Source organism: Aureimonas sp. AU40, assembly GCF_001463785.1.
Classification (GTDB): Bacteria; Pseudomonadota; Alphaproteobacteria; order Rhizobiales; family Rhizobiaceae; genus Aureimonas.
In genome coordinates this window covers 129,316-151,124 of the sequence record NZ_BBWL01000029.1, presented here as the reverse complement: position 1 = coordinate 151,124, position 21,809 = coordinate 129,316, and the positions used below count along the sequence as shown (strand labels likewise).

21 protein-coding genes, 3 tRNA genes and 1 pseudogene are annotated in these 21,809 nt (G+C 66.4%); 16 read left to right on the top strand and 9 right to left on the bottom strand.

All coding sequences use genetic code 11. The annotated features are described in order from the left end of the window. The coding region (locus AUL32_RS25815) for a hypothetical protein (RefSeq protein WP_210177811.1) at positions 1–227 on the top strand (227 nt) is incomplete at its 5' end. A gap of 63 nt (positions 228–290) precedes the next feature. Here the strand turns inward: AUL32_RS25815 and AUL32_RS09865 are convergent. Together AUL32_RS09865 and AUL32_RS09860 are read right to left on the bottom strand one after the other, a co-directional pair. After that, a tRNA-Gly gene (locus AUL32_RS09865) sits at positions 291–364 on the bottom strand. A 24-nt stretch (positions 365–388) separates the two neighbouring features. Continuing rightward, positions 389–473 (bottom strand) — tRNA-Tyr (locus tag AUL32_RS09860). Positions 474–732: 259 nt separating this feature from the next. Here AUL32_RS09860 and AUL32_RS09855 point away from each other — a divergent pair. The 3 genes from AUL32_RS09855 to AUL32_RS09840 all read left to right on the top strand — a co-directional run bounded on the left by AUL32_RS09855 (position 733) and on the right by AUL32_RS09840 (position 4,153). Continuing rightward, positions 733–1,599 (top strand): TrmH family RNA methyltransferase, encoded by an 867-nt coding sequence (locus AUL32_RS09855; protein ID WP_062114282.1) that lies wholly within the window; start codon positions 733–735, stop codon positions 1,597–1,599. Positions 1,600–1,990: 391 nt separating this feature from the next. After that, positions 1,991–2,530: a TRAP transporter small permease subunit gene (locus tag AUL32_RS09845; RefSeq protein ID WP_062114276.1), complete on the top strand. Its 540-nt coding sequence runs from the start codon at positions 1,991–1,993 to the stop codon at positions 2,528–2,530. 24 nt (positions 2,531–2,554) lie between these two features. After that, positions 2,555–4,153, top strand: a complete 1,599-nt coding sequence (locus AUL32_RS09840) for a TRAP transporter large permease subunit (RefSeq protein WP_062114273.1) — start codon at positions 2,555–2,557, stop codon at positions 4,151–4,153. A gap of 59 nt (positions 4,154–4,212) precedes the next feature. Here the strand turns inward: AUL32_RS09840 and AUL32_RS09835 are convergent, their stop codons facing one another. Next, positions 4,213–5,283 carry a TRAP transporter substrate-binding protein gene (locus AUL32_RS09835; protein WP_062114312.1) on the bottom strand — a complete coding sequence of 357 codons (1,071 nt, stop codon included), beginning with the start codon at positions 5,281–5,283 and terminating at the stop codon, positions 4,213–4,215. A 173-nt stretch (positions 5,284–5,456) separates the two neighbouring features. After that, positions 5,457–6,551: a TRAP transporter substrate-binding protein gene (locus AUL32_RS09830; RefSeq protein ID WP_062114270.1), complete on the bottom strand. Its 1,095-nt coding sequence runs from the start codon at positions 6,549–6,551 to the stop codon at positions 5,457–5,459. Between the two features lie 223 nt (positions 6,552–6,774). Here AUL32_RS09830 and AUL32_RS09825 point away from each other — a divergent pair. Beyond that, a tRNA-Thr gene (locus tag AUL32_RS09825) sits at positions 6,775–6,850 on the top strand. A 55-nt stretch (positions 6,851–6,905) separates the two neighbouring features. On the opposite strand, the gene AUL32_RS09820 is transcribed toward AUL32_RS09825, so the two are convergent. Beyond that, the gene (locus tag AUL32_RS09820; RefSeq protein ID WP_062114268.1) at positions 6,906–7,943 is read right to left on the bottom strand and encodes an acyltransferase family protein; all 1,038 of its coding nucleotides are present in this window, start codon (positions 7,941–7,943) and stop codon (positions 6,906–6,908) included. Between the two features lie 333 nt (positions 7,944–8,276). On the opposite strand from AUL32_RS09820, the gene AUL32_RS09815 reads away from it, so the two are divergent. The 4 genes from AUL32_RS09815 (at position 8,277) to modC (ending at position 10,845) form a co-directional block, all read left to right on the top strand. Beyond that, positions 8,277–8,720 carry a hypothetical protein gene (locus AUL32_RS09815; protein ID WP_156421408.1) on the top strand — a complete coding sequence of 148 codons (444 nt, stop codon included), beginning with the start codon at positions 8,277–8,279 and terminating at the stop codon, positions 8,718–8,720. 153 nt (positions 8,721–8,873) lie between these two features. After that, a complete protein-coding gene (locus AUL32_RS25170) occupies positions 8,874–9,017 on the top strand; it encodes a hypothetical protein (RefSeq protein WP_156421407.1) in 144 nt (47 codons plus the stop codon). A 23-nt stretch (positions 9,018–9,040) separates the two neighbouring features. Then, entirely contained in the window at positions 9,041–9,745 is a 705-nt protein-coding gene (gene modB / locus AUL32_RS09810) for a molybdate ABC transporter permease subunit (RefSeq protein ID WP_062114247.1), read from the top strand. After that, on the top strand, positions 9,742–10,845 hold the full coding sequence (gene modC, locus AUL32_RS09805; protein WP_062114309.1) for a molybdenum ABC transporter ATP-binding protein: 1,104 nt from the start codon (positions 9,742–9,744) through the stop codon (positions 10,843–10,845). The genes modB and modC overlap by 4 nt, the downstream gene beginning before the upstream one ends. On the opposite strand, the gene AUL32_RS09800 is transcribed toward modC, so the two are convergent. Continuing rightward, positions 10,842–11,399, bottom strand: coding sequence for a hypothetical protein (locus AUL32_RS09800; protein WP_062114244.1), 558 nt, complete (start codon positions 11,397–11,399; stop codon positions 10,842–10,844). The genes modC and AUL32_RS09800 overlap by 4 nt on opposite strands. Then, positions 11,399–13,546, bottom strand: a complete 2,148-nt coding sequence (locus AUL32_RS09795) for a glycoside hydrolase family 3 N-terminal domain-containing protein (protein ID WP_062114241.1) — start codon at positions 13,544–13,546, stop codon at positions 11,399–11,401. The genes AUL32_RS09800 and AUL32_RS09795 overlap by 1 nt, the downstream gene beginning before the upstream one ends. A 190-nt stretch (positions 13,547–13,736) precedes the next feature. Between AUL32_RS09795 and AUL32_RS09790 the strand changes: the two genes are divergently transcribed. The 6 genes and pseudogenes from AUL32_RS09790 (at position 13,737) to AUL32_RS09765 (ending at position 19,656) form a co-directional block, all read left to right on the top strand. Continuing rightward, positions 13,737–14,669 carry a transglutaminase family protein gene (locus AUL32_RS09790; RefSeq protein ID WP_062114238.1) on the top strand — a complete coding sequence of 311 codons (933 nt, stop codon included), beginning with the start codon at positions 13,737–13,739 and terminating at the stop codon, positions 14,667–14,669. Between the two features lie 74 nt (positions 14,670–14,743). Then, complete coding sequence (locus AUL32_RS09785) at positions 14,744–15,559, top strand: transglutaminase-like domain-containing protein (protein ID WP_062114235.1); 816 nt, start codon at positions 14,744–14,746, stop codon at positions 15,557–15,559. Positions 15,560–15,679: 120 nt separating this feature from the next. Beyond that, positions 15,680–15,901 (top strand): annotated as a pseudogene (locus AUL32_RS09780) (DUF2171 domain-containing protein); the annotation flags it as partial. 83 nt (positions 15,902–15,984) lie between these two features. Next, a complete protein-coding gene (locus AUL32_RS09775; RefSeq protein ID WP_062114232.1) occupies positions 15,985–17,142 on the top strand; it encodes an SMP-30/gluconolactonase/LRE family protein in 1,158 nt (385 codons plus the stop codon). Between the two features lie 187 nt (positions 17,143–17,329). Then, entirely contained in the window at positions 17,330–18,952 is a 1,623-nt protein-coding gene (locus AUL32_RS09770) for a peptide chain release factor 3 (protein ID WP_062114306.1), read from the top strand. A 125-nt stretch (positions 18,953–19,077) separates the two neighbouring features. After that, entirely contained in the window at positions 19,078–19,656 is a 579-nt protein-coding gene (locus AUL32_RS09765; RefSeq protein ID WP_062114230.1) for an NADPH-dependent FMN reductase, read from the top strand. 21 nt (positions 19,657–19,677) lie between these two features. Here the strand turns inward: AUL32_RS09765 and pncA are convergent, their stop codons facing one another. Further along, the gene (gene pncA / locus AUL32_RS09760) at positions 19,678–20,307 is read right to left on the bottom strand and encodes a bifunctional nicotinamidase/pyrazinamidase (RefSeq protein ID WP_062114227.1); all 630 of its coding nucleotides are present in this window, start codon (positions 20,305–20,307) and stop codon (positions 19,678–19,680) included. A gap of 135 nt (positions 20,308–20,442) precedes the next feature. On the opposite strand from pncA, the gene AUL32_RS09755 reads away from it, so the two are divergent. Next, on the top strand, positions 20,443–20,871 hold the full coding sequence (locus tag AUL32_RS09755; protein ID WP_062114225.1) for a DUF4174 domain-containing protein: 429 nt from the start codon (positions 20,443–20,445) through the stop codon (positions 20,869–20,871). Between the two features lie 3 nt (positions 20,872–20,874). On the opposite strand, the gene AUL32_RS09750 is transcribed toward AUL32_RS09755, so the two are convergent. Beyond that, positions 20,875–21,705 (bottom strand): polyphosphate kinase 2 family protein, encoded by an 831-nt coding sequence (locus AUL32_RS09750; protein ID WP_062114222.1) that lies wholly within the window; start codon positions 21,703–21,705, stop codon positions 20,875–20,877. Between the last annotated feature and the right edge of the window lie 104 nt (positions 21,706–21,809).

Sequence of the window (21,809 nt, the reverse complement as noted above, 5' to 3'; positions counted from 1 at the left end):
CTTTCTACCTTGCGGAGCCTGTGAGAACCGGGCCGCGACATAACGAGTGCGATCGGGAAACACAAGCACCGGCCGAATCGCGACCCGAGGCGAAAGGTAAAAACTCCGTTGAGAACGACTGCGAAAACTGCGCAGAGCCGACCGCGACGTCGGCCCCGGCGATCAAGCGTCGGATAAACCGTGAGATCACGCTTTGCGACCGCCATGCTTCACTGAAGACGCAATGACTGCGACCCGGTCGGACAGCTTGATCGGATAGATCAGATTTGTCGAAGCGGAAGAAAAGGTTCTGGAGCGGGTAGCGGGAATCGAACCCGCATATTCAGCTTGGAAGGCTGCTGCTCTACCACTGAGCTATACCCGCGTCAGAAATTCCCTGGAAAACATATGGTGGAGGGAGTTGGATTTGAACCAACGTAGGCTAAGCCAACGGATTTACAGTCCGTCCCCTTTAACCGCTCGGGCATCCCTCCATACTGCTTTCAGGGTCTGGAAGCAGGAAGCAATCGGCTAGCCGTCGCTTCGTGGGGGCCTTATGCAGCGGGTCGGCGCGCCTGTCAACACGCCATCACAAACATCCCCTATCGTTCCTGCGGCCTCTCTTTTCGGCTCCCATTCGTTGCCCTCCGCCCCGCCAAATCCGGCCTTTCCGCGGTTTCTCAAGGCGTGTTGCGCGAGGCTTTTCGTGAAATGCCGCTATCCCTCGCTCGGCCGGATGCTCTAGAAAGCGGCATGACCGACGAGAAAAATCCGACCCACACCCCCAAGGACGCGCATTACGCCAACCTGCGGCGCGCCCATCGCGAGCGCACGCGGGGGCCTGCAGCGCCCGAGCCGCACAAGAAGCCGCCCGTTCGCCCGGGCAAGCCCGGCCCGGCCGACCGCGTGCGCCTTTATGGCCTGCACACGGTCGAGGCTGCCCTGCGCAACCCCGAGCGCAAGCTCCATCGCCTCTTCGCCACGCGCAACGCGCTGAACCGACTGGAGTTGAGCGAATCGGACCTGCCCTGCCCGTTCGAACTCGTCGAGCCGCGCTTTCTCGACACGGAGCTCGGCAGCGACGCGGTTCACCAGGGCGTCATGCTGGAAGCCGATCCGCTGGGCACCAAGCGCCTGTCAGATCTTGGGGCGAGCGATCTGATTCTGGTGCTCGATCAGGTGACCGATCCGCACAATGTCGGCGCGCTTCTGCGCTCGGCCGTCGCGTTCGGCGCCGGCGCTGTCGTGACGACGAGCCGCCACTCGCCGCAAGAATCGGGCGTGCTCGCCAAATCCGCGTCCGGCGCGCTGGAGCTGATTCCCTATGTCCAGATCACCAACCTCTCGGACGCATTGAGCGAAATCGCCTCGCTCGGCTTCCAGACGATCGGCCTCGATTCGGACGGCGAAGGCGAGTTGGAAACCTCCTTCGACGGTCCGCGAATCGCCCTCGTTCTCGGCTCGGAAGGCAAGGGCCTGCGGCAGAAGACGCGCGAGACCGTTTCGATTCTCGCCCGCCTGGAAGTTCCCGGCGCGATCCGCTCGCTCAACGTCTCCAACGCGGCGGCCGTCGCGCTCTATGCCGCGCGCCGCTTCATGAAGGCCCCTTGTTCGGCCTGACGCCAACCCCTACCGGGCGGCCCGTGATCGGGCCGCCCGGTAGACATCCCCGATCGAGACAAGCGAGCCGACGGGCTCCCGCTTCGCACCTTGGGAGTTCGCCTCCCCGGCGCCTCGCGCCTCCAATCGACCCAGCACCAATCTCTCGAAGACGAGTCGCCGTTCGAGCGTCTCGACCAAATGGCGCTGGCGCTCGATCCGTTTTTCCAGTCGCATGTCACTTCCACGTCAGATCCGGCCAGCCCAGCTTCTTGCGCACCCGCGCATGGGAAAAGGACTGGCTTTGTCCAGTGCTTATGTCATAGGCGAAGAGTGAACGCAGCGAGCGAGGCGCGGCGGATCGTTTCGCCTCCCGCGTGTCGCTTCGTCCTTTGCGTCGTTGGGGGAGACGATGAACGCATTTCTGCTCGTCAGTCGCGGCATAGACCGCCTTTCCGCGGGCTTCGCCGTGATCGCGGACTATCTCGTTCTCATCGCGGTTCTGGTCAGCGCCGGCAATGCGCTTCTGCGCTACACGCTGAACATCAGCACCAACGGGCTGCTCGAAGTGCAGTGGTACATGTTCGCCGCGATCGTCTTGCTGGGCGCGTCCTACACGCTGCGCATGAACGAGCATGTCCGGGTCGATCTCGTTTATTCCATGATGTCGGCGCGTGGGCGGATACTGATCGACATCTTCGGCTTCGTGGTTCTGTTCCTGCCGGTGATCGGCTTTCTGTTCTACCTGACCTTTCCGTTCTTCTGGCGATCCTTCGTCATGGGCGAGGCTTCGATGAACGCGGGCGGCCTCATCCTCTGGCCGGCCAAGCTGACCCTGCCGCTCGGCTTCGGGCTTCTGTTCCTGCAGGGCCTGTCGGAGCTCATCAAGCGTGTGGCCGCTCTGAACGGGCTGCTGACGCTCGAGACCAAATACGAAAAGCCGCTTCAGTAATCCGGCGTCCGGGGGGACTTCTTCATGTTCGAATACGGTCCGATGCCGCCGATGATGTTCGGCGCGATGATCGTCTTTCTGCTGCTGGGCTTTCCGGTGGCCTTCACCCTCGCCGCCGTCGGAATGCTGTTCGGCGTTCTCGGCATCGTGTTCGAGCATTTCAACCCGTCTCTGCTGAACGCCCTGCCGCTGCGTTTCTACGGCGTGATCTCGAACGACCTCCTGCTCGCCATCCCTTTCTTCACCTTCATGGGCGCGATTCTGGAGCGCTGCGGCCTGGCGGAAGATCTATTGGAGGGGTCCGGCCAGCTCTTCGGGCCGATCCCTGGTGGCCTCGCCTATGCCGTGGTGATCGTCGGCGCGGTGCTCGGCGCCATCACCGGCACGGTCGCCGCCTCGGTCATCGCGATGGGCGTCGTCTCGCTGCCCGTCATGATGCGCTATGGCTACGACATGCGCATCGCGACCGGCGTCATCGCGGCCTCGGGCACGATCACGCAGGTCATTCCGCCCTCGCTCGTGCTCATCATCCTGGCCGACCAGCTCGGCCGCTCGGTGGGCGACATGTATGCCGGCGCGATCGGCCCTTCGCTCCTGCAGATCGCGCTGTTCCTCGCCTTCATCTTCGTGGTCTCGAAGCTGCAGCCGCACCGCATGCCGCCGCTGCCGCCCGAGGCGCGCACCAAGAGCGGGCGCGAGCTTCTCTGGCAGGTCGCCAAGGGCATGGTGCCTTCGCTGGCGCTGATCTTCCTCGTGCTCGGCACCATGTTCATGGGCCTCGCGACGCCGACGGAAGCGGGCGCCATGGGCTCGGTCGGCGCCATCGTTCTGGCCGCCCTGCACCGCCGCCTGTCCTGGTCGCTGACCCGGCAGGCCATGGCCATGACCATGCGTCTCACCGCCATGGTGGTGTTCATCCTTATCGGCTCCACCGTCTTCAGCCTCGTGTTCCAAGGCATGGATGGCGGTCACTGGATCGAATATCTTCTGTCCCACATTCCCGGCGGGGTCGTGGGCTTCCTGATCTTCGTCAACATCTTCATCTTCTTCGTGGCGTTCTTCCTCGACTTCTTCGAGATCGCCTTCATCATCGTGCCGTTGCTGGCCCCCGTGGCGAACTCGCTGGGCATCGACCTCGTCTGGTTCGGCGTCCTTCTCTGCGTGAACATGCAGACGGCCTTCATGCACCCGCCCTTCGGCTTCGCGCTGTTCTACCTGCGCGGTATCGCGCCGCCCAACGTGAAGACCTCCGACATCTATCTCGGCGCCATTCCCTGGCTCGGCCTCCAGCTCATCCTGGTTCTGGTGCTGATCCTCTGGCCGCAGTCGGTGACCTACTTCATCAAGAAGGAAGCGGTGGTGGATCCCAGCACGATCCAGCTCAACATCCCGATGCCGGGCATGCAGAGCGCGCCGGGCGGCGCGCCCTCGGCCGGAGCTGCGCCGAGCTTCGGCCAGCCCGCCGCCCCCTCCTTCGGGCAGCCGGCGGCTCCAAGCTTCGGCGCGCCCGCTGCGCCCAGCTTCGGCCAGCCGTCGGCCCCGGCAGCGCCGTCCTTCGGCCAGCAGCCATCGCCCGCCCCCACACCGGCGGCGCCCAGCTTCGGCGCCCCGACCCAGCCCTGAACGCAGAAAGCCGGCGGTGTCCCGCCGGCTTTTCAATTCGAGGAGAGGCTACGAACCGTCTACTTGCCCGCTGCCTGCTGCGAATAGCCGTAGGTATCGTAGGAATATTCGGCGACACGGAACCACTCGTAGACCTGGGACCGGAAGGTCTTCCAAGGATCGTAGATCGCCTTCCACTTCGGATTGCTCTCCGACAGCGATGCGTACAGCTTCATCGCCGAATCGTAGGACGCGTCCAGAATGTCGCGCGGCAGCGGACGCAGTTGTACGCCCTTGCCGACGAGCGAGCGGATCGCCTGCAGGTTTTTCACGTCGTAGAGCGCCAACATGTTGATGTTGACGGCCTTGGCGGCCGTGTCGAGCGCGGCCTTGTAGCCGGCCGGCAGGGCCTCGTAGCGTTCCTTGTTGAAGAGGAAATGCACGGTCAGCCCGCCCTCCCAGAAGGCGGGGTAATAGTAGAACGGCGCGACCTGATAGAAGCCGAGCTTCTCGTCGTCATAGGGTCCGATCCATTCCGTCGCGTCGATCGTGCCGCGCTCCAGCGCGGGATAGATGTCGCCGCCGGCCAGCTGCTGAGGCACGACGCCGAGCGGCTCCAGCACCCGGCCGGCGAGACCCGCGATGCGCATTTTCAGTCCCTTGAGATCGGCGACCGAGTTGATTTCCTTGCGGAACCAGCCGCCCATCTGAACGCCGGTGTTGCCGCCCGGCAGCGCCTTGACGCCGTAGTCGGCAAGGAACGTGTCGAACAGCTCGTTGCCCCCGCCATGATAGAGCCAGGCGTTCTGCTGGCGGGCATTGAGGCCGAAGGGGATGGTGGCGCCGATGGCGAAGGTCGGGTCCTTGCCGACATAATAGTAGCAGGCGGTATGCGCCGCCTCGACCGTGCCGCCCTGCACGGCGTCGAGCGCCTGCAACCCGGGCACGAGTTCGCCGGCCGGAAACACGTCGATCTTGAACTTGCCGTCCGTGATGTCGGACACGGCCTTGGCCAGAACCTCGGCGCCGCCATAGATCGTGTCGAGCGTATTGGGAAAGCTGGAGGTCAGGCGCCAGCGAACCTCCGGCGCGCTCTGCGCCAGGGCCGGCGCCGCCAGACTCGACCCGGCTGCGGCGGCTCCCCCCGCCATGCTTGCTTGAAGAATGAATTTGCGACGATCCACGTCACGTCCTCCCTAGCTGCCCCCTCCTCGGGGTGCGGCATTCTGAGAGGACACAAGCGACGCGCGCAAGACGCGCGGCGCCTATCACGAAAGCGTGTGGAGGGGCGACCCGTCGAGCCGCTACTCCCAGTGCTCAGGCCTTACTTGCCGGCCGCCTGCTGCGAGTAGACATAGGTGTCGTTGGTGTATTCCGCGACGCGGAACCACTCGTAGACCTGCGTACGGAACTGGCTCCAGGGATCGTACATCGCCTTCCACTTCGGGTTCGAGGCGTCGAGCTGGGCATAAAGCGTTTTTGCCGAATCATAGGCGGCGTCGAGAACGTCGCGCGGCAGCGGGCGCAGCTGAACGCCCTTACCGACCAGCGAACGGATGGCGCGCATGTTCTTCACGTCATAATCGGCCAGCATCCGCGTGTTGCAGACGGTCGAGGCCGTCTCCAGCGCAGCGCGGTAGGTCGCGGGCAGTTCCTCCATCTTCGCCTTGTTGAAGATGTAGTGGACCGTCGGGCCGGCCTCCCAGAAAGCGGGGTAATAATAGAAGGGCGCAACCTGATAGAAGCCGAGCTTCTCGTCGTCATAGGGGCCGACGAACTCGGTGGCGTCCAGCGTGCCGCGCTCCAGCGCGGGATAGACGTCGCCGCCGGCCAGCTGCTGCGCCACGACGCCGAGCGGCGCCAGGACCTGACCGGCGATGCCGGCAATGCGCATCTTCAGGCCCTTGAGATCGGCCAGCGAATTGATTTCCTTGCGGAACCAGCCGCCCATCTGCGTGCCCGTGTTGCCACCGGGATGGGCGACCACGCCATAGTCGGCGAGGAACGCGTTCACCGCCTCGTTGCCGCCGCCATTGTAGAGCCAGGCGTTCTGCTGGCGGGCGTTGAGGCCGAAAGGAATGGCCGAGCCGATGGCGAAGGTCGGATCTTTGCCGACATAGTAATAGAGAACGGAATGGGCCGCCTCGACCGTGCCACCCTGCACGGCGTCGAGCGCCTGCAAGCCGGGCACCAGCTCACCGGCCGGGAACACGTCGATCTTGAACTTGCCGCCGGTGAGGTCCGACACGGTCTTGGCGAAGAGTTGCGAAGACCCGAACAGCGTGTCGAGCGTGTTCGGGAAGCTCGACGTCATGCGCCAGCGCAGGTCCGGCGTGCTTTGGGCCAGCGCGGGCGCCGCGAGCGTCAGGCTGGCGCCCGCCGACAAGCCGGCCGTTTGGATGAAACGACGACGATCCATGTAATTCCCCCCCAGGAGGCCTGCCTTCTCGCTCGAAGGCTTCGGCCGAATGCGATGCTGCTTAAGGCTTGAATGATGCGAAGGCTCGGCCGTGGACGCAAGGCACGAGACCGTCTCGGCCTCCCCCCGCCCCCGCGCTTCGAGACTTCCCTACACGAACTTACCCGAAACGAAAATTTAAAGGTGCAGCGCTCGCCGCAGCGTGATATCAACCGCCCCGGTCGCCGGCTTAGCTCAGCTGGTAGAGCACCTGATTTGTAATCAGGGGGTCGCGGGTTCGAGCCCTGCAGCCGGCACCATTCCTCCTTCCGATCCTCGATTTATGCGCTCATTGATAGCGCGCTCCGTCTCGTCTCAGGCGAGTTGCGGGCGCCGCGATGGCGCGAGAACGCGCTGTGCAGGAACCTCGACGAGGGCGCGGACGGCGAAAGCCAGGAGACCGACGACGAGCAGCGCCGCAAGAATCGAGAGAGAGGCTGAGACGCCCGCCTGTTGAAGCTGTCGGATCACGAAGAAGCCGATCGTCTCGTGGACGAGATAAAGGGCGTAGGACAGAGCGCCTAGACCGAGGCAGACGCGATTGTTCAGCGGACGAAGCATGCCTTTGGCGCAGGCGAAGACGAGAGCGGCATAAAGCAGCGTCTTCGCCGGGGCCGTAAGATCCAGCCGTTGCAGGACGAGCCATTCTGAAACGGCGGACGCCACGAAGGCAAGGCCGATGCCGAGGATGACCAGCGGTGTCCCCTGCCCGCGATAAAGCCGGCAGGCGAAGAGGCCGAGCGCGAAGAGATAGGAAAACTGAACGTTCAGGACGATCGAGAGAACGTCGATCGGCGTCTGCGGCGCATAGAAATTGCGCCCGGCGACACTGAGATTCGCCGCGACGGAGAAGAGCAGCCAAGCCACCACGAAGCGATCGAAATGCCGCGCCCCGAGCCCGAAGAAGGCGCAGCCCGCCAGGGCGTAGAAACAGATCTCGCGCGTCAGGGTCCAGTAGGCGGCCTCGACATGGCCGAAGCCGATCAGGGTCGGCGCCATGGTTAGGCTGGCCAGCGCGTCCTCACCGCTGACGGACCGTGGGTTGAAGCCCGTCGCGGCGATGAGGCCGAAGGTGAGAAGGAGGCAGGCTGCATAGGCGGGATAAAGGCGGGCGAAGCGAGCGCGCATGAAGGCGCCGAGACCGGCCGAGCGCTCCAGCGTCATGAGAATCACGAAGCCGCTGATGACGAAGAAGACGCGCACCGCGAAACCGCCCCAGGGCACGCTTAGCGCCGGCGGCGCGCCCAGCCAGTCGAATCGCAGGGGATAGCCGACGGTGAAGTGATAGAGCACCACGCTCGCCGCCGCGAGACCGCGCAAGGCATCGAGCTGCCGCAACCGAACCACCGCCATGGACCGAACGCTCCGTGCCGGCGGCGCGCATCGACGCGCCAACAGCCGGAAGCCGCGACAATGCCGCGCGGTACCGCTCCTGTCGATGACGGGGAGGCGAGAACCTCAGGTGGTTCTTCTCAGGGTTGCGCCGCTTGCGGAGGATTCAATTCGAGATAAATCGCGCGCCCTGTGGTTCCGAGGCTTTCACCATGCAGCGATGCAACCCGACCTCGGCAGGCCGGGACGTGCCGTATGGCCGCGAATGGTTCGCAGTTTAACGAGTTTCTCCATTCGTCCTGCACGCGGCCCGCCCATCCTCGCCCCATGTTCGAACCGCGAATGGAGCAGACGGTGGCGAAGAAGACGAAAGCGGCGACGGTGCAGACCGCAGAGGGCGGCAAGCCGGCCAAGCGCGGCCTGTCGCGCAAGGTCAAGATCATGGCGGGCGGCGCCCTCGCCTTCGCCCTCGTGTCGGCCGCCGGCGGCACCTACCTCCTGACGCAGGCCTCCAGCCACGCGACCGGCCGCACGGCCGAAGCCGAGGCTCCCGCAAACGAGGGCATCCCCGTTCCCATGCCGGTGGTCAGCGTCGCGTCCGTGGCTGATGCCAAGCCCAGCGACTACCAGATCGTCCAGATCTTCAAGGGCGAGGCTCTCCTGGCGACGCGCGACAATCTCGTTCGCGTCAAGGTCGGCTCCTCCGCGCCGGGGATCGGGACGGTGACCGACATCCAGACCGGAACCAACGGCGGCGGCGCGGTGATCGGAACCGACGCGACGCTTCGCAGCCTCTGACGAAACCGAACCCGCAACGTTCGGACAGGCCGGCCCTCGTGCCGGCCTTTTCTATTTGCGGGTGCGGGATTCTTCGCTGCCCAGCCGGACCCGTCTTTCCCGCCGAAAATTCCCGCTATATCCAGATCGACATATCGGGACGGGGAATCACGCATGTCGATTCGGGAATGGCTGGCGAAGGGTTTCGTCGCTTGTGGTCTTGAGGACGCGCGCGCCTGTCTGGCCTTCCTGAAGAGCGAGAAGCCGAAGGCCCTGTTCCGCCAGCAGGGCTTCAGCATCCTGCCGACGAACCGCTAGCGCACGCAGCGGCAAGCGCGCTCATGGAACCCTGGTGGGCCTTCAGCCCGGAAGAATGGACGGCCGTGCGGCTGAGCCTTCTGGTGGCCAGCGTCGCGACACTGGCCAGCTTGCCCTTCGGCTTGCTGGTTGCCTGGCTTCTGGCGCGGGTACGCTTCCCCGGCAAGACGGTGCTCAACGGGATCGTCCATCTGCCGCTGGTTCTGCCGCCAGTGGTCACCGGCTATCTGCTGCTGATCCTCTTCGGTCGGCGCGGCCCGCTCGGCGCTTTCTTCGAATCCTGGTTCGGCCTCGTCTTCTCGTTTCGCTGGACCGGGGCGGCGCTGGCCTCGGCCATCATGGGCTTCCCGCTCATGGTGCGCGCGATGCGCCTGTCGCTGGAGGCGGTGGACCGCAAGCTGGAGGACGCGGGCGCAACGCTTGGCGCGAGCCCCGCTTTTGTGTTCCTCACCGTCACCCTGCCGTTGGTCGCGCCGGGAATCCTTGCGGGCATGATCCTCGCCTTCGCCAAGGCGATGGGCGAGTTCGGCGCGACGATCACCTTCGTCTCCAACATTCCCGGCCAGACGCAGACCCTGCCCGCCGCCATCTACACGCTGACCCAGGTTCCCGGCGGCGACGGCGCCGCGCTGCGCCTGACGGCGCTGTCGGTGGCCCTGTCCATGGGCGCGCTCATCGCGTCGGAATGGCTGGCGACGCGGCTCGGCCGCCGGGTCGCCGCCGCATGAGCCTCGACATCGACGTTCAGCAGAGGCTCGGCGCCTTCGATTTCGACATCCGCTTTCGCGCCGAGGGGCGGCTGACCGTTCTGTTCGGCCAATCGGGCTCGGGCAAGACCTCGCTGGTCAATCTCGTCGCCGGTCTCGCCAAGCCTGACGCGGGACGGATCGCGATCGACGAGCGCGTTCTCTGCGACACGGCGAGTGGGCTTTTCGTGCCCGCCCATCGCCGCCGCATCGGCTACGTGTTTCAGGACGCCCGGCTCTTTCCGCATCTCAGCGTGCGCCAGAATCTCCTGTTCGGGCGCTGGTTCGCGCCGCGCGCCGAGCGCCGGACGGAGCTCGACGCCGTGGTGGATCTCCTAGGCCTGTCGGTCCTGCTCGGGCGGCGGCCCGCCGGCCTCTCGGGCGGGGAAAAGCAGCGGGTGGCGATCGGCCGGGCGCTCCTCGCCAGCCCTCGGCTTCTCCTGATGGACGAGCCGCTGGCCGCGCTGGATGAAGCGCGCAAGGCCGAGATCATCCCCTATATCGAGCGGCTGCGGGACGAGGCCGGCGTGCCGATTCTCTATGTCAGTCACTCCGTGACCGAAGTGCGCCGGCTCGCCTCGCATCTCGTCATGCTGGCGAATGGCCGAGTCGTGACCGAAGGGCCTGCGCGCAGCGTCATGGACCGGCTCGATCTCTTCCCTTTGGCAGCGGATCAGGAGCCCGGCAGCGAACTCGCCGGAAGGGTCCTGTCGCAAGACCGCCCCTATGGGCTGACGGCCGTCGCGCTTGCGGGAGCGGTGTTCCAGCTTCCGAGCCTCGATGCCCCGATCGGCGCGTCGCTTCGCCTGCGCATCCGGGCGCGGGACGTGATGATCGCAACACGGCCGCCGGCGGGCTTAAGCGCGCTCAACATCGCGCCGGGCCGCATCCTTTCCATCGACGCGGCGGACCCGACGAGCGCGGATCTGCGGTTGGACTGCTCGGGCGACATCGTCCTCGCCCGCATCACCCGTCGCTCCGTGGAAGAGCTGAACCTCGCCGTCGGGCGCACCGTTTTCGCCATCGTCAAAGCGGTGTCGTTTCGCCGCCTCCCCCCGAGCGAACCGGAGAGGCCGCATTAGCCGCGAAGCGTCCGCGCGAACGGTGCCAACGAGGCTTCGTACCGGATTTGCTCATCGGCGTGCAGACGCTTCGTTCCGCGAAGCGCGACGACGCAGCAGGCAAGTTCCGGCACCAAGCCGAGAAGCGTTGCGAGGCGATCTAGCGCCAAAGCCGTCGGCGGGGGCGCGATGGACCAAGGCGCGGTGATTTGAGCGGGCCCCGGCTCGGCGAGCAGGCGGGCCAGCCTTTCCGGCGGCAGAGCGATCAAGGCGGCGGGCGTGAGAAGCCGCCCCGCAAAGCCGGCCGGGCGCGCGCCTTCCGCGACGAGGAGATCGACGGCGCCGACCCCGAAGCCATCGCCGGCCAGCAAGGGGGCGGCCTGCGCCAGCGCCGCCTCCGCCGAAACAGGACCCGCCGTCTCCAGGGTCAGAACCAGCCGACCTCTCGCGCCCTCCAGCGCGCTCGCTCCCACGCCCGTCGCGCCGATAAGGCCCGCCCCCGCCAGGGCAAGGCCGCCGGCGAGAACGTCCCGCCGGGTCGGTTGAAACCGGCGATCCCGCTTCGTCTCCGGCATCACGCCCCCCCTTCCTCGACATGGACGACCTGCCGCAGGAGCTGCGCCCGGTCCGCCGAAGGCCCGACGAGGATTTCATAGTCTCCAGGCTCGACAGCGGGCCGAAGGTCCGGGCCGGGAAAGGCCAGCGCCGAAACGGGCAGCGCCATCACGGTGCGCGCCCGCTCGCCGGGAGCAAGGCTGAGCCGGCTGAAGCCTTTCAGTTCGAGCAGCGGCCGGGCGACGCGCGCCACGGGCTTGCGAATGAAGAGAAAGATTGTTTCCTCGGCCGGGTGCTCGCCGTCGTTGAAGAGGTCCACCGCCACCGTGATCGTGTCCCCTCGCCTCGGTCTCGGCGGCTCGACGCCGAGCGCGGAATAGGAGACGCGGCCATAGGTCAGGCCGTAGCCGAAGGCGAAGAGCGGCGTCGTCGGCAGGTCGATATATTTGCTGGTGTAGTGCCCGTCCGATGCTGGGCGCCCGGAGGGACGCTCGCCGAAGAAGATCGGCACCTGACCGACCGAGCGCGGCCAGGTGATCGGCAGTCGGCCGGAGGGCGAGGCGCGACCGGTCAGGAGGTCGGCGACGGCATGGCCGGCCTCGCTGCCGAGAAACCAGGTGGCGAGCACCGCGCCCGCCCGCTCGAATAGCCACGGCACCGCGAGCGGCCGGCCGGAGGACAGGAGGACAACGGTCGGCCGGCCGAGGTCCAGCACCGTGCGGGCGAAATTGGCTTGATCCCCCGGCAGGTCGAGCCCGGTCCGGCTCGCCGCCTCGCCGCTCATGTCGCGCGCTTCGCCAATGGCGAGAATCACCAGATCGGCCTCGCGCGCCAGGGCCAGAGCGGCGTCGGGGCCTGATTCGTCCGCTTCGTCCACGCCGACGCCGCGCGCATGGCCGATGTCGCAATCGGGCCGCGCCGCACGCAGACCCTCGAGAAAGGTGACGCTGTCCCGTGCCTCGCCCGCGCCCGACCAGCTGCCCATCATGTCGGTCGGCGCATCGGCCAGCGGGCCGATCAGAGCGATGCGCTGGGGCAGCTCCGATAGGGGAAGAATGTCGCCGCGATTGCGCAGGAGAACGGCGGAGCGCCGCGCGGCCTCGCGCGCCAGCTCGCGATGCGCCGCCATCAAGGACGCCGCCCCGTCCGAGCCCAACCCGCGCATGGGATCGTCGAACAGGCCGAGCCGCTCCTTGAGCTCCAGCACGCGCCGCACGCTCGCCTCGATCTCACCGAGCGTCACCAACCCGCGCTCCAGCGCCAGCGGCAGGCCCTGCTCGTAGGCGCCACTCATCATGTCGATGTCGACGCCCGCCCGCAGCGCCAGCGCGGCCGCTTCCGCCAGATCGGTGGCGACGCCATGCGCGACGAGTTCGGCCACGGCGTTGTAGTCGCTGATCACGACGCCCCGGAAGCCCACCTCGCCCCGCAGCCAGCCGTTGAGAAGCGGCCCGTTGGCGGTCATCGGCACGCCGGACAGATCGGAAAAGGCGGGCATGACGGCGGCGCAGCCGGCCGCGATCGCGGCTTGGAAGGGCGGCAGGTAGGTTTCCCGTAGCGTGCGCTCGGACATGTCGGTGGAGGCATAGTCGCGGCCCGCCGACGCCGCGCCATAGGCGACGAAATGCTTGACCGTCGCGGCCACGGTGCCGCTTTCGCCAAGGCTCTCGCCCTCGAAGCCGCGCACCTTGGCCGCGCCGAACAGGGACTGGACGAACGCGTCCTCGCCCGCCCCTTCCACGACCCGGCCCCAGCGCGGATCGCGCGACACGTCGAGCATGGGCGCGAAGGTCAGGGCGACGCCGTCCGCCGCTGCCTCCCGCGCGCTGGCCCGCGCAGTCTGTTCCCAGAGCGTGGGGTCGAAGGCCGCCGCCTCGCCGAGCGGCACGGGAAACACCGTGCGATGCCCATGCACCACGTCGAAACCGAGGATCAGCGGGATCTTGAGGCGCGACTGCTCGATCGCGACGCGCTGAATGTCGCGCACGGCGCCGGGGCCGAAAACGTTGAGCAGGCTCCCCGCCCGCCCCTCGCGCACCGCGCCGGACGCATCACCGCCGATGATCGGGCCGGTCACGGAAAAGCCGGCGGCCAGCATGACGAGCTGGCCGATCTTCTCGCTCAGCGTCATCTGCGACAAGAGCGCTTCGATGCGCGGTCCCGACATGGCGAGGTCTCCGACAGGGGCATGGGGCCTGCGGCGATTGTGCAATCGCGAAGGCGATGGTGGCAACGCCTATCGGCCGAGGCTGCGACGAGAATGAGGCTGGCGCCCCCCGCTCTTGCGGGCCGCCGGCTTGCCGGGCCGGCCTCGCAACCGCTAAGCAAGGTCTTTCGACTTCATGGAAGGAGCTGGAATGACCGTCTTCTCGGTTCGCCACAAGACGGTGTTCTATTATGCCCGCCCGGTGTCCTTCGGCGAGCATCGGCTTCTGTTTCGCCCGCGCGACAGCTACGACCAGCGTCTGATTTCCTCCACGCTGGAAATCGAGCCAAAGCCGAGCGACACGAGGTGGATTCACGACGCCTTCGGCAATTGCGTCGCGCTCTACAGCTTCGAGGGTACGGCCAAGCGCCTGTCCTTCGACGCCCGGCTGACGGTGGACCATTCCCCGCAGGCCGCGCCGGACTTCCGCATCGACCCAGAGGTGCTGACCTATCCGTTCGAATACGGCGCGGACGACCGGATCGATCTCGGCCGCACGATCGAGCGCCATTATCCCGATCCCGGCGACGAGATCGGCAAATGGGCGCGCCGCTTCCTCGCCCCGGGCGAGCGGCACACCGACACGGGCAAGCTCCTGATGACGCTGTGCTATGCGATCCGCGAAAGCTTTTCCTACGCGCGGCGGCACGAGAAGGGCACGCAGACCCCGCTCGAGACACTGATGACGCGCAAGGGGACCTGCCGGGACTTCGCGCTCTTCATGATGGAGGCGGTGCGGGTGCTGGGCTTCGCCGCGCGTTTTGTCACCGGCTATATCTACGTTCCCGACCGCGACGGTTCGGACACGCTGGGCGGCGGCGCCACCCATGCCTGGGCGCAGGTCTTTCTGCCAGGCGCCGGCTGGATCGAGTTCGACCCGACCAACGGCATCGTCGGCAACAGGGATTTGATCCGTGTCGCCGTGGTGCGCGATCCCTCGCAGGCGACGCCCCTGTCGGGCACGTTCTCGGGCGCCTCGACCGACAGTCTCGGCATGAAGGTGCAGGTGAACGTCACGACGGAAGACGAAGCGCCTCCCTCCTTGCTCCCGGCTCATCTGCCCAACAAGGATGCAAATTTCTAAAAGACTGGAACCTGTGCAGTTTTGATGGCTTCATAGCGAAACGGCGATCCTTGCCGTAGAACCAGGAGTATCGAATGCAGATCAGGGCCGGCTTCACGCTTGGGTATGAGTGTGCTCAGTCCACGCCCATGCTGCTCATGTTGGACATCCACCCCTCGCGGCGGCACGACCTCCTGACCGATCAGGTCCTGCAGTTCGACCAATATGTCCAGCCGCGCAAGTACACCGACGGGTTCGGAAACAGCTGCACGCGCATCGTCGCGCCGCCGGGCCTCACGCATATCACCACCAGTTTCGACATTCAGGACACGGGCGAGCCGGACGAGGTCAACTGGGGCGCGATCCAACACGAGGTGCAGGACCTGCCGGACGAGGTGCTGGTCTATCTCCTGGGCAGCCGGTACTGCGACACGGACAAGCTCGCCAGCTTCGCTTGGAGCCAGTTCGGCTACACCGCACCGGGTTGGGGCCGGGTGCAGGCGATCTGCGACTACGTGCACAACCACATCACGTTCAACTACCAGAACGCCGATTCCACCCGCTCGGCCTATGGCGGTTGGATCGACCGGACGGGCGTGTGCCGCGACTTCGCGCATCTGGCGGTGACGCTCTGCCGCTGCATGAACGTACCGGCGCGCTACTGCACGGGCTATCTCGGCGATATCGGCGTGAGCTTCGTTCCCTCGCCCATGGATTTCAGCGCCTGGTTCCAGGTCTATCTCGGTGGCCGCTGGTACACGTTCGACGCGCGGCACAATTTCCCGCGCATCGGCCGCATCCTCATGGCCACGGGCCGGGACGCGACGGACGTCGCCCTCTCCACCAATTTCGGCTCGGCCATCCTGTCGCGTTTCGAAGTGGTGACGGACGAGCTGGTCGGCGTTTCCTGAGCCGCCCATCGAAAGTCGTCAGCCGCCTCACGAGGCGGGAACGGCCTCATCCGCTTCGGATTGCTGCTGGGACGGCGCCCGCTCGGGCGCCCCGAAGCCTCAAAGCGAGACGGTTGGACCATGGCGGACAGCACGCACATCCAAGAGCATATGGAGATCCTGGGCTCCGACGGCGATCATGTCGGGACGGTGGACCGCGTCGAGGGCGCGCGCATCAAGCTGACGCGCACCGACCCGGCGGCGGGCGGCGAGCATCACTTCATCCATGTGGATAGCGTGGACGCGGTCGAGGACGGGAAGGTTCGGCTCAACCGGACGGGCGCCGAGGCGCGGGACGAATGGGGCGTCGAAAGCGTCGGCGGCCCGGCCAGCACCACCTTGAAGGACGAACACGGCGCGGAAGCGGGCTCGGCGAGGGTCGGCCCATGAGACAGGCTTTCCACGCTCGCCGCGCGAGCCTCGCTTCCACCTTGCTGGCCGCGACGCTCCTCTCCGCCGCCCCCGCAGCCCTGGCGCAGACAGCGGCGCCGGCCGCCGCACCCAAGCTGGAAAAGCTCGCCGACTTTCCGCATCAGGTGACCGGCGTGACGGTGGCCGAGGACGGTCGCGTCTTCGTCAACTTCCCCCGCTGGACGGAGGATTCGCCGGTTTCCGTCGCCGAGCTGACCAAAGCCGGTACACTGAAACCCTATCCCAGCGACGATTGGAACGCCTGGCGCAACGCCAAGAAGGATGAGATGGACCCGGCCAACCATTGGGTCTGCGTCCAAAGCGTCGTTGCGGACGGGCGCGGCCATGTCTGGGTGCTGGATGCCGCCGCGCCCGCGCAGGCGCTGCTCGTGCCGGGCGGGCCGAAGCTGGTGCGGGTCGATCTCGCCACCAACACGGTCGGTCAGACCATCGCCTTCGACGAGACGGCGGCGCCCCAGGGCTCCTATCTCAACGACGTTCGTTTCTCGCCGGACGGACGCCACGCCTTCATCACCGATTCGGGCGCCAAGGGTGCGCTTCTCGTGGTCGACCTCGAAAGCGGCAAGACAAAGCGTGTGCTCGACGGACACCCTTCGACGCAGGTCGAGAAGGGCCTCACCGTCAAGGCCGACGGCAAGCCGCTGCGCCGGCCGGACGGACGCGGCGTCGAGTTCTCGGCGGACGGCATCGCCCTTTCGAAGGACGGGAAGCATCTCTACTGGCAGGCGATCAAGGGCAAGACGCTCTATCGCATCCCGACCGAAACGCTGGTCGGAGCAGGTCTCAAGGGCGAGGACGTGTCCAGCGCGGTCGAGCCCTTCGGCGAGAACGGCGTCGCCGACGGCCTTCTGATCGGGCGCGAAAGCGGCGCGATGTATGTCACCGCGCCGGAAGAGGACGCGGTGAAGCGGCGCGACCTCGCCGCCGGCCCGACCGGAAAGCCGGAGATCCTGGTGAAGGACGACCGTCTGCGCTGGCCCGACACGTTCAGCGAAGCGCCGGACGGTTCGATCTACGTCACGACCTCGCACATTCAGGACTCCGCCTTCTTCAAGCCGGACGCGCCCGCCAGCCTACCGACGCAGCTCTGGCGCATCAGCTTCGGCAAGTAGACATGACATGCGAGGGGCCGGTCAAACGCCGGCCTCTCGCCCTCCAGGCCTCTTCTCACGCCTTTGTAGGCGCAAGAGAAAAGCGCCGCCGCGCTTGCAGCTAGGGCGCGCAAGCGGCATGGAGACGGCACGAGTGATTTTCGGCCGCGCTGTGATCGCGGCCCTTGAGACCACAGAGGCTGAATTCATGAGCGCCGCAACGGACCTGACGCAGGCTGCGTCCGCCGTGCCGACCGGCTATGCCGCCCGTCGCACCTTCGCCATCATCTCCCACCCCGACGCCGGCAAGACCACGCTGACCGAGAAGCTGCTCCTGGCCGGCGGCGCCATCAACATGGCGGGCGCCGTGAAGGCGCGCGGCGAGAACCGGCGTGCCCGGTCCGACTGGATGGAAATCGAGCAGTCGCGCGGCATCTCCGTCACCTCCTCGGTGATGACGTTCGAGCGCGAGGGCATCACCTTCAACCTGCTCGACACGCCGGGCCACAGCGACTTCTCGGAAGACACCTATCGCACGCTTACCGCCGTCGACAGCGCCATTATGGTGGTGGACGCGGCCAAGGGCATCGAGTCGCAGACGCGCAAGCTCTTCGAGATCTGCCGCCTGCGCGACATTCCCATCATCACCTTCGTCAACAAGGTGGACCGCGAGGGCCGCAGCCCGTTCGAAGTCTTGGACGAGATCGAGGAGGCGCTGGCGCTTACCGTCTCGCCGCAGGTCTGGCCGGTCGGCATGGGGACCGACTTCCAGGGTTGCTACGACTTCGCCCATGACGAGTTCATCTATTCCAAGACACGCGCCAACGGCCCTTGTGACAGCTTGAAGAAGGTCGAGGGGCTCACCGACCCGGCCTTCACCTCGATGATCGCGCCCCATGTGCTGGAGCGCTTCGCGGAAGAAGCGGAGCTGGCGCGCGAGGGTTATGCGAGCTTCGACGTCGAGGCCTATCGGCAGGGCCACCTGACGCCCGTCGTGTTCGGCAGCGCCCTACGCGACTTCTCGGTGGACCAGCTCCTGCGCATCGTGGCGCGCTTCGCCCCGCCGCCGCGCCCGCAGCCCTCCGACAAGGGGCCGGTGGCGCCGACCACCGACGAGGTCTCGGCCTTCGTGTTCAAGGTCCAGGCTAATATGGACCCGAACCACCGCGACCGCGTCGCGTTCGTTCGCTTCTGCTCCGGCCATTTCAAACGCGGCATGAAGCTGAACCATGTTCGCTCGGGCAAGCCGCTGGCGGTCAATAATCCCATCTACTTCTTCGCGCAGGAGCGCGCGCTGACGGAGGAAGCCTTTGCCGGCGACGTGATCGGCATTCCCAACCACGGCACGCTACGCGTCGGCGACACCCTGACCGAGGGCGCCGCCTTTCGCTTCACGGGCCTGCCCTCCTTCGCGCCCGAGGTCATGCGCCGTGTGCGGCTGGAAGACACGATGCGCATGAAGCAGCTGCGCCGCGCGCTGGAGGATCTGGCGGAAGAGGGTCTGGTGCAGGTCTTCAAACCGATGTTCGGCTCGAACTGGATCGTCGGCGTCGTCGGCCCGCTGCAGCTCGACGTTCTCGCCTCGCGCATCCGGGGCGAATACAAGACCGACATCGGCTTCGAGACCGTGCCCTATGCCACGGCGCGTTGGATCTCCTCGCCCGACGAGCGCAAGCTCAAGGACTTCATGAAGGACAACACGATGAGCATCGCGCTCGACCGCGACGAGCGGCCCGTGTTCCTGCCCAAAAGCGACTGGGAGCTGCGCTACGCCCGAGAGCGCAACCCCGACATCTCGTTCGACGAGACGCGCGAGCTGGTCTCCGTCTGATCCAGCCGATCGGTGCCGCCGGGGGTGACGGATTGTTTCCTCCCGGCGGCGTTGACCGATCGCTGCTGCGTCGCGACATTCCGCGCAACCAAACCCCGTTCCCGGGTAGATCCAAGAGGCTCGAGATGAAACAGGTCGCCGTTCTCGTCGGCTCGCTCCGCAAGGACTCCATCAACCGCAAGTTCGCCGAGGCGCTTGGCAAGCTGGCCGCCGGGCGTCTGGAGTTCCGATTCGTCGAACTCGGCGACGTGCCGATGTACAATGACGACCTGTTCGAGAATCTGCCGGCCTCCATCACGCGGTTGAAGAACGACATCGCCTCGGCCGACGCGGTGCTCTTCGTTTCTCCGGAATACAACCGCTCCTTCCCGGCCGTGCTCAAGAACGCCATCGACTGGGGCACCCGCCCTTATGGGCAGAACTCGTTCGCGACCAAGCCCGGCGGTCTCGTCGGCACCTCACCCGGCGCGGCCGGCGGGGCGGCGGGCCAGAACCATCTGAAAAGCGTCCTCAACGTTGTGGACGTGGTGCTGATGGGCCAGCCCGAGGTCTATTTCCAGTACAAGCCCGAGCTGTTCGCGGACGACGGTTCGGTCAAGGACGAGGCCACCAAGGCGTTCCTGGAAGCCTACATCTCCCGCTTCGTGCAATGGATCGAGCGCACGTCCGAGCCTAAGACTTCGGCCCAGGCCGACGCGGCCTGAGCTTGGTTCTCGGCCGGTCTCTTAGCCGAGATCGGCCGATGTGCTTCGCATGATGCCGCGTGCGTCCATCTCGGCATGGGCGCGCGCCAACGATCCACCCAGATCGATGCCGCGGCAGGCATCCTCGACCAGAACCACGTCCAGCCCCGCCTCGCGCGCGTCGTAGCTCGTCCAGGCGACGCAGAAATCCGTGGCGAGGCCGCAAAGAAAGACGCGGCCGACGCCGAGATCCCGGAGATAGCCGGCAAGGCCGGTGGGCGTCGTGCGATCCGCTTCGCGAAAGCCGGAATAGCTGTCCACCGCAGGGTTCAGGCCCTTGCGGATGACGGCGCGTGCGTGGGGGATGTCGAGGCCGGGATGGAAGGCCGCGCCATCCGTGCCCTGGACGCAATGGTCGGGCCAGAGAACCTGCGTGCCGTAGCTCAGCTCCACCGTCTCGAAGGGCGCCTTGCCATGCGTCGAGGCGAAGGAGGCGTGGCCGGCGGGGTGCCAGTCCTGCGTCAGCACCACATTCCGGAAGCGCCGCGCCAGCGCATTGGCAAGCGGCACCACCGCGTCGCCCTCCACGACAGCCAGCGCGCCGCCGGGGCAGAAATCGTTCTGCACATCCACCACCACCAGCGCGTCCTGGTCGCGTACCGTCAGGCCCATGGAATCGTCCCCTTGATCGTTGTGCCGAGCTAATCGCCTCGCCCCTCGCCTGCCAAGGGACTTGTCGGCGGGGTTCAGGAACGATCTCTCGCCTTCGTCGGTTCGAATCCGACAAGCGCTGCAAAGGTGGCCCCGATGAAATGGACCCTTCTCATGGCGTCGATGACCTTGGTGGCGGGTCTTTCCGCGGCCTCCGCCCAAAGCGATCTCGACGCGCTTCGATGGAAGAACCGCATCCTGGTTCTTTTCGCGCCCTCGGCCGACGATCCCGCCTTCGTTCGCCAGAGCCGCACGCTCCTGGCCGATCGGAAGGCGCTGGCCGAGCGCGAGCTTGTGGTTCTCGGCGTTGCCGGCGACCGGGTGGAGACGCTGTACGGAGACCCGAAGGTTCGGCACGAGGCCGGCGCGCTGCGCCGCCATTTCGGCCGAGCCGCCACGTCGCCCTTCGAGGCGATCCTGATCGGCAAGGACGGCGGCGTGAAATGGCGGCGGGACGCGCTCTTCGACATTGGCGATCTCAATGCGGTGATCGACGCGATGCCGATGCGGCGCGCCCTGCGCTGAGGTTCATCCCTTCCGCTTCTTCTTCTCCCGCTCCACCATGCGCTCGTACTGCTCGACCAGCTTCGGGTCGGCGGGCTTGGGCGAGAGATCGACGCCCTCAGACAGGCGGTCGGCGATCGTGCCGAGCGCCTCGATCCGGGCGAAGCGCTTGTCGTTGGCCGGCACCACCAGCCAGGGCGCGGAGCGGCTGGAGGTGCGCTCCAGCATCTCGTTGGCGGCGTCCTCGTACTCGCCCCATTTGTCGCGATTGCGGAAATCCTCGTAGGAGAGCTTCCAGCGCTTCAGCGGGTCCTCCATCCGATCCTCGAAGCGCTTCATCTGCTCGTCCTCGGTGATGAACAGAAAGAGCTTCACCACCCGCGTTCCCGCGTCGGTCAGCAGCCGCTCGAACTCGTTGATCTCGTCATAGGCCCGGCCCCATTCGGCGGGCTTGGCAAAGCCCTCCACGCGCTCCACCAGAACGCGCCCGTACCACGAGCGGTCGAACACGCAGATCTCGCCCTTGGCCGGCAGCCGCGCCCAGAAGCGCGAGAGATAGTGGTGCTGCAGATCCTGCGGCGTCGGCGCGGCGATCGGCCAGACCTTGAAGCCGCGCGGGTCCATCACGGCCGACATGCGGCGGATCGTTCCACCCTTGCCGCCCGCGTCCCAGCCTTCGAACACGACCACGGCGCTGTCGCCCGTGTGGAGATAGGCCTGCTGGATCTCGCGGAACTTCAGCTGGATGGCCTCCAGGCGGCTCTCGTAAACGTCCTTTTCGAGGCTCGAATCCATGTCGAGCCGGTTCAGCGGCCGGTTTGCCGACACCTCGGCGCTCTTCTCGTCCTTCGCCATCGCAGCCTTTTTCCCCTTGCTTTTGCCCGTCACTACCTAGCGCCGGCCGCCCCGCGTCCAGGGGCCTGAATCGAACCAGTCGGCAAACGAAGAGGGATCGTTGC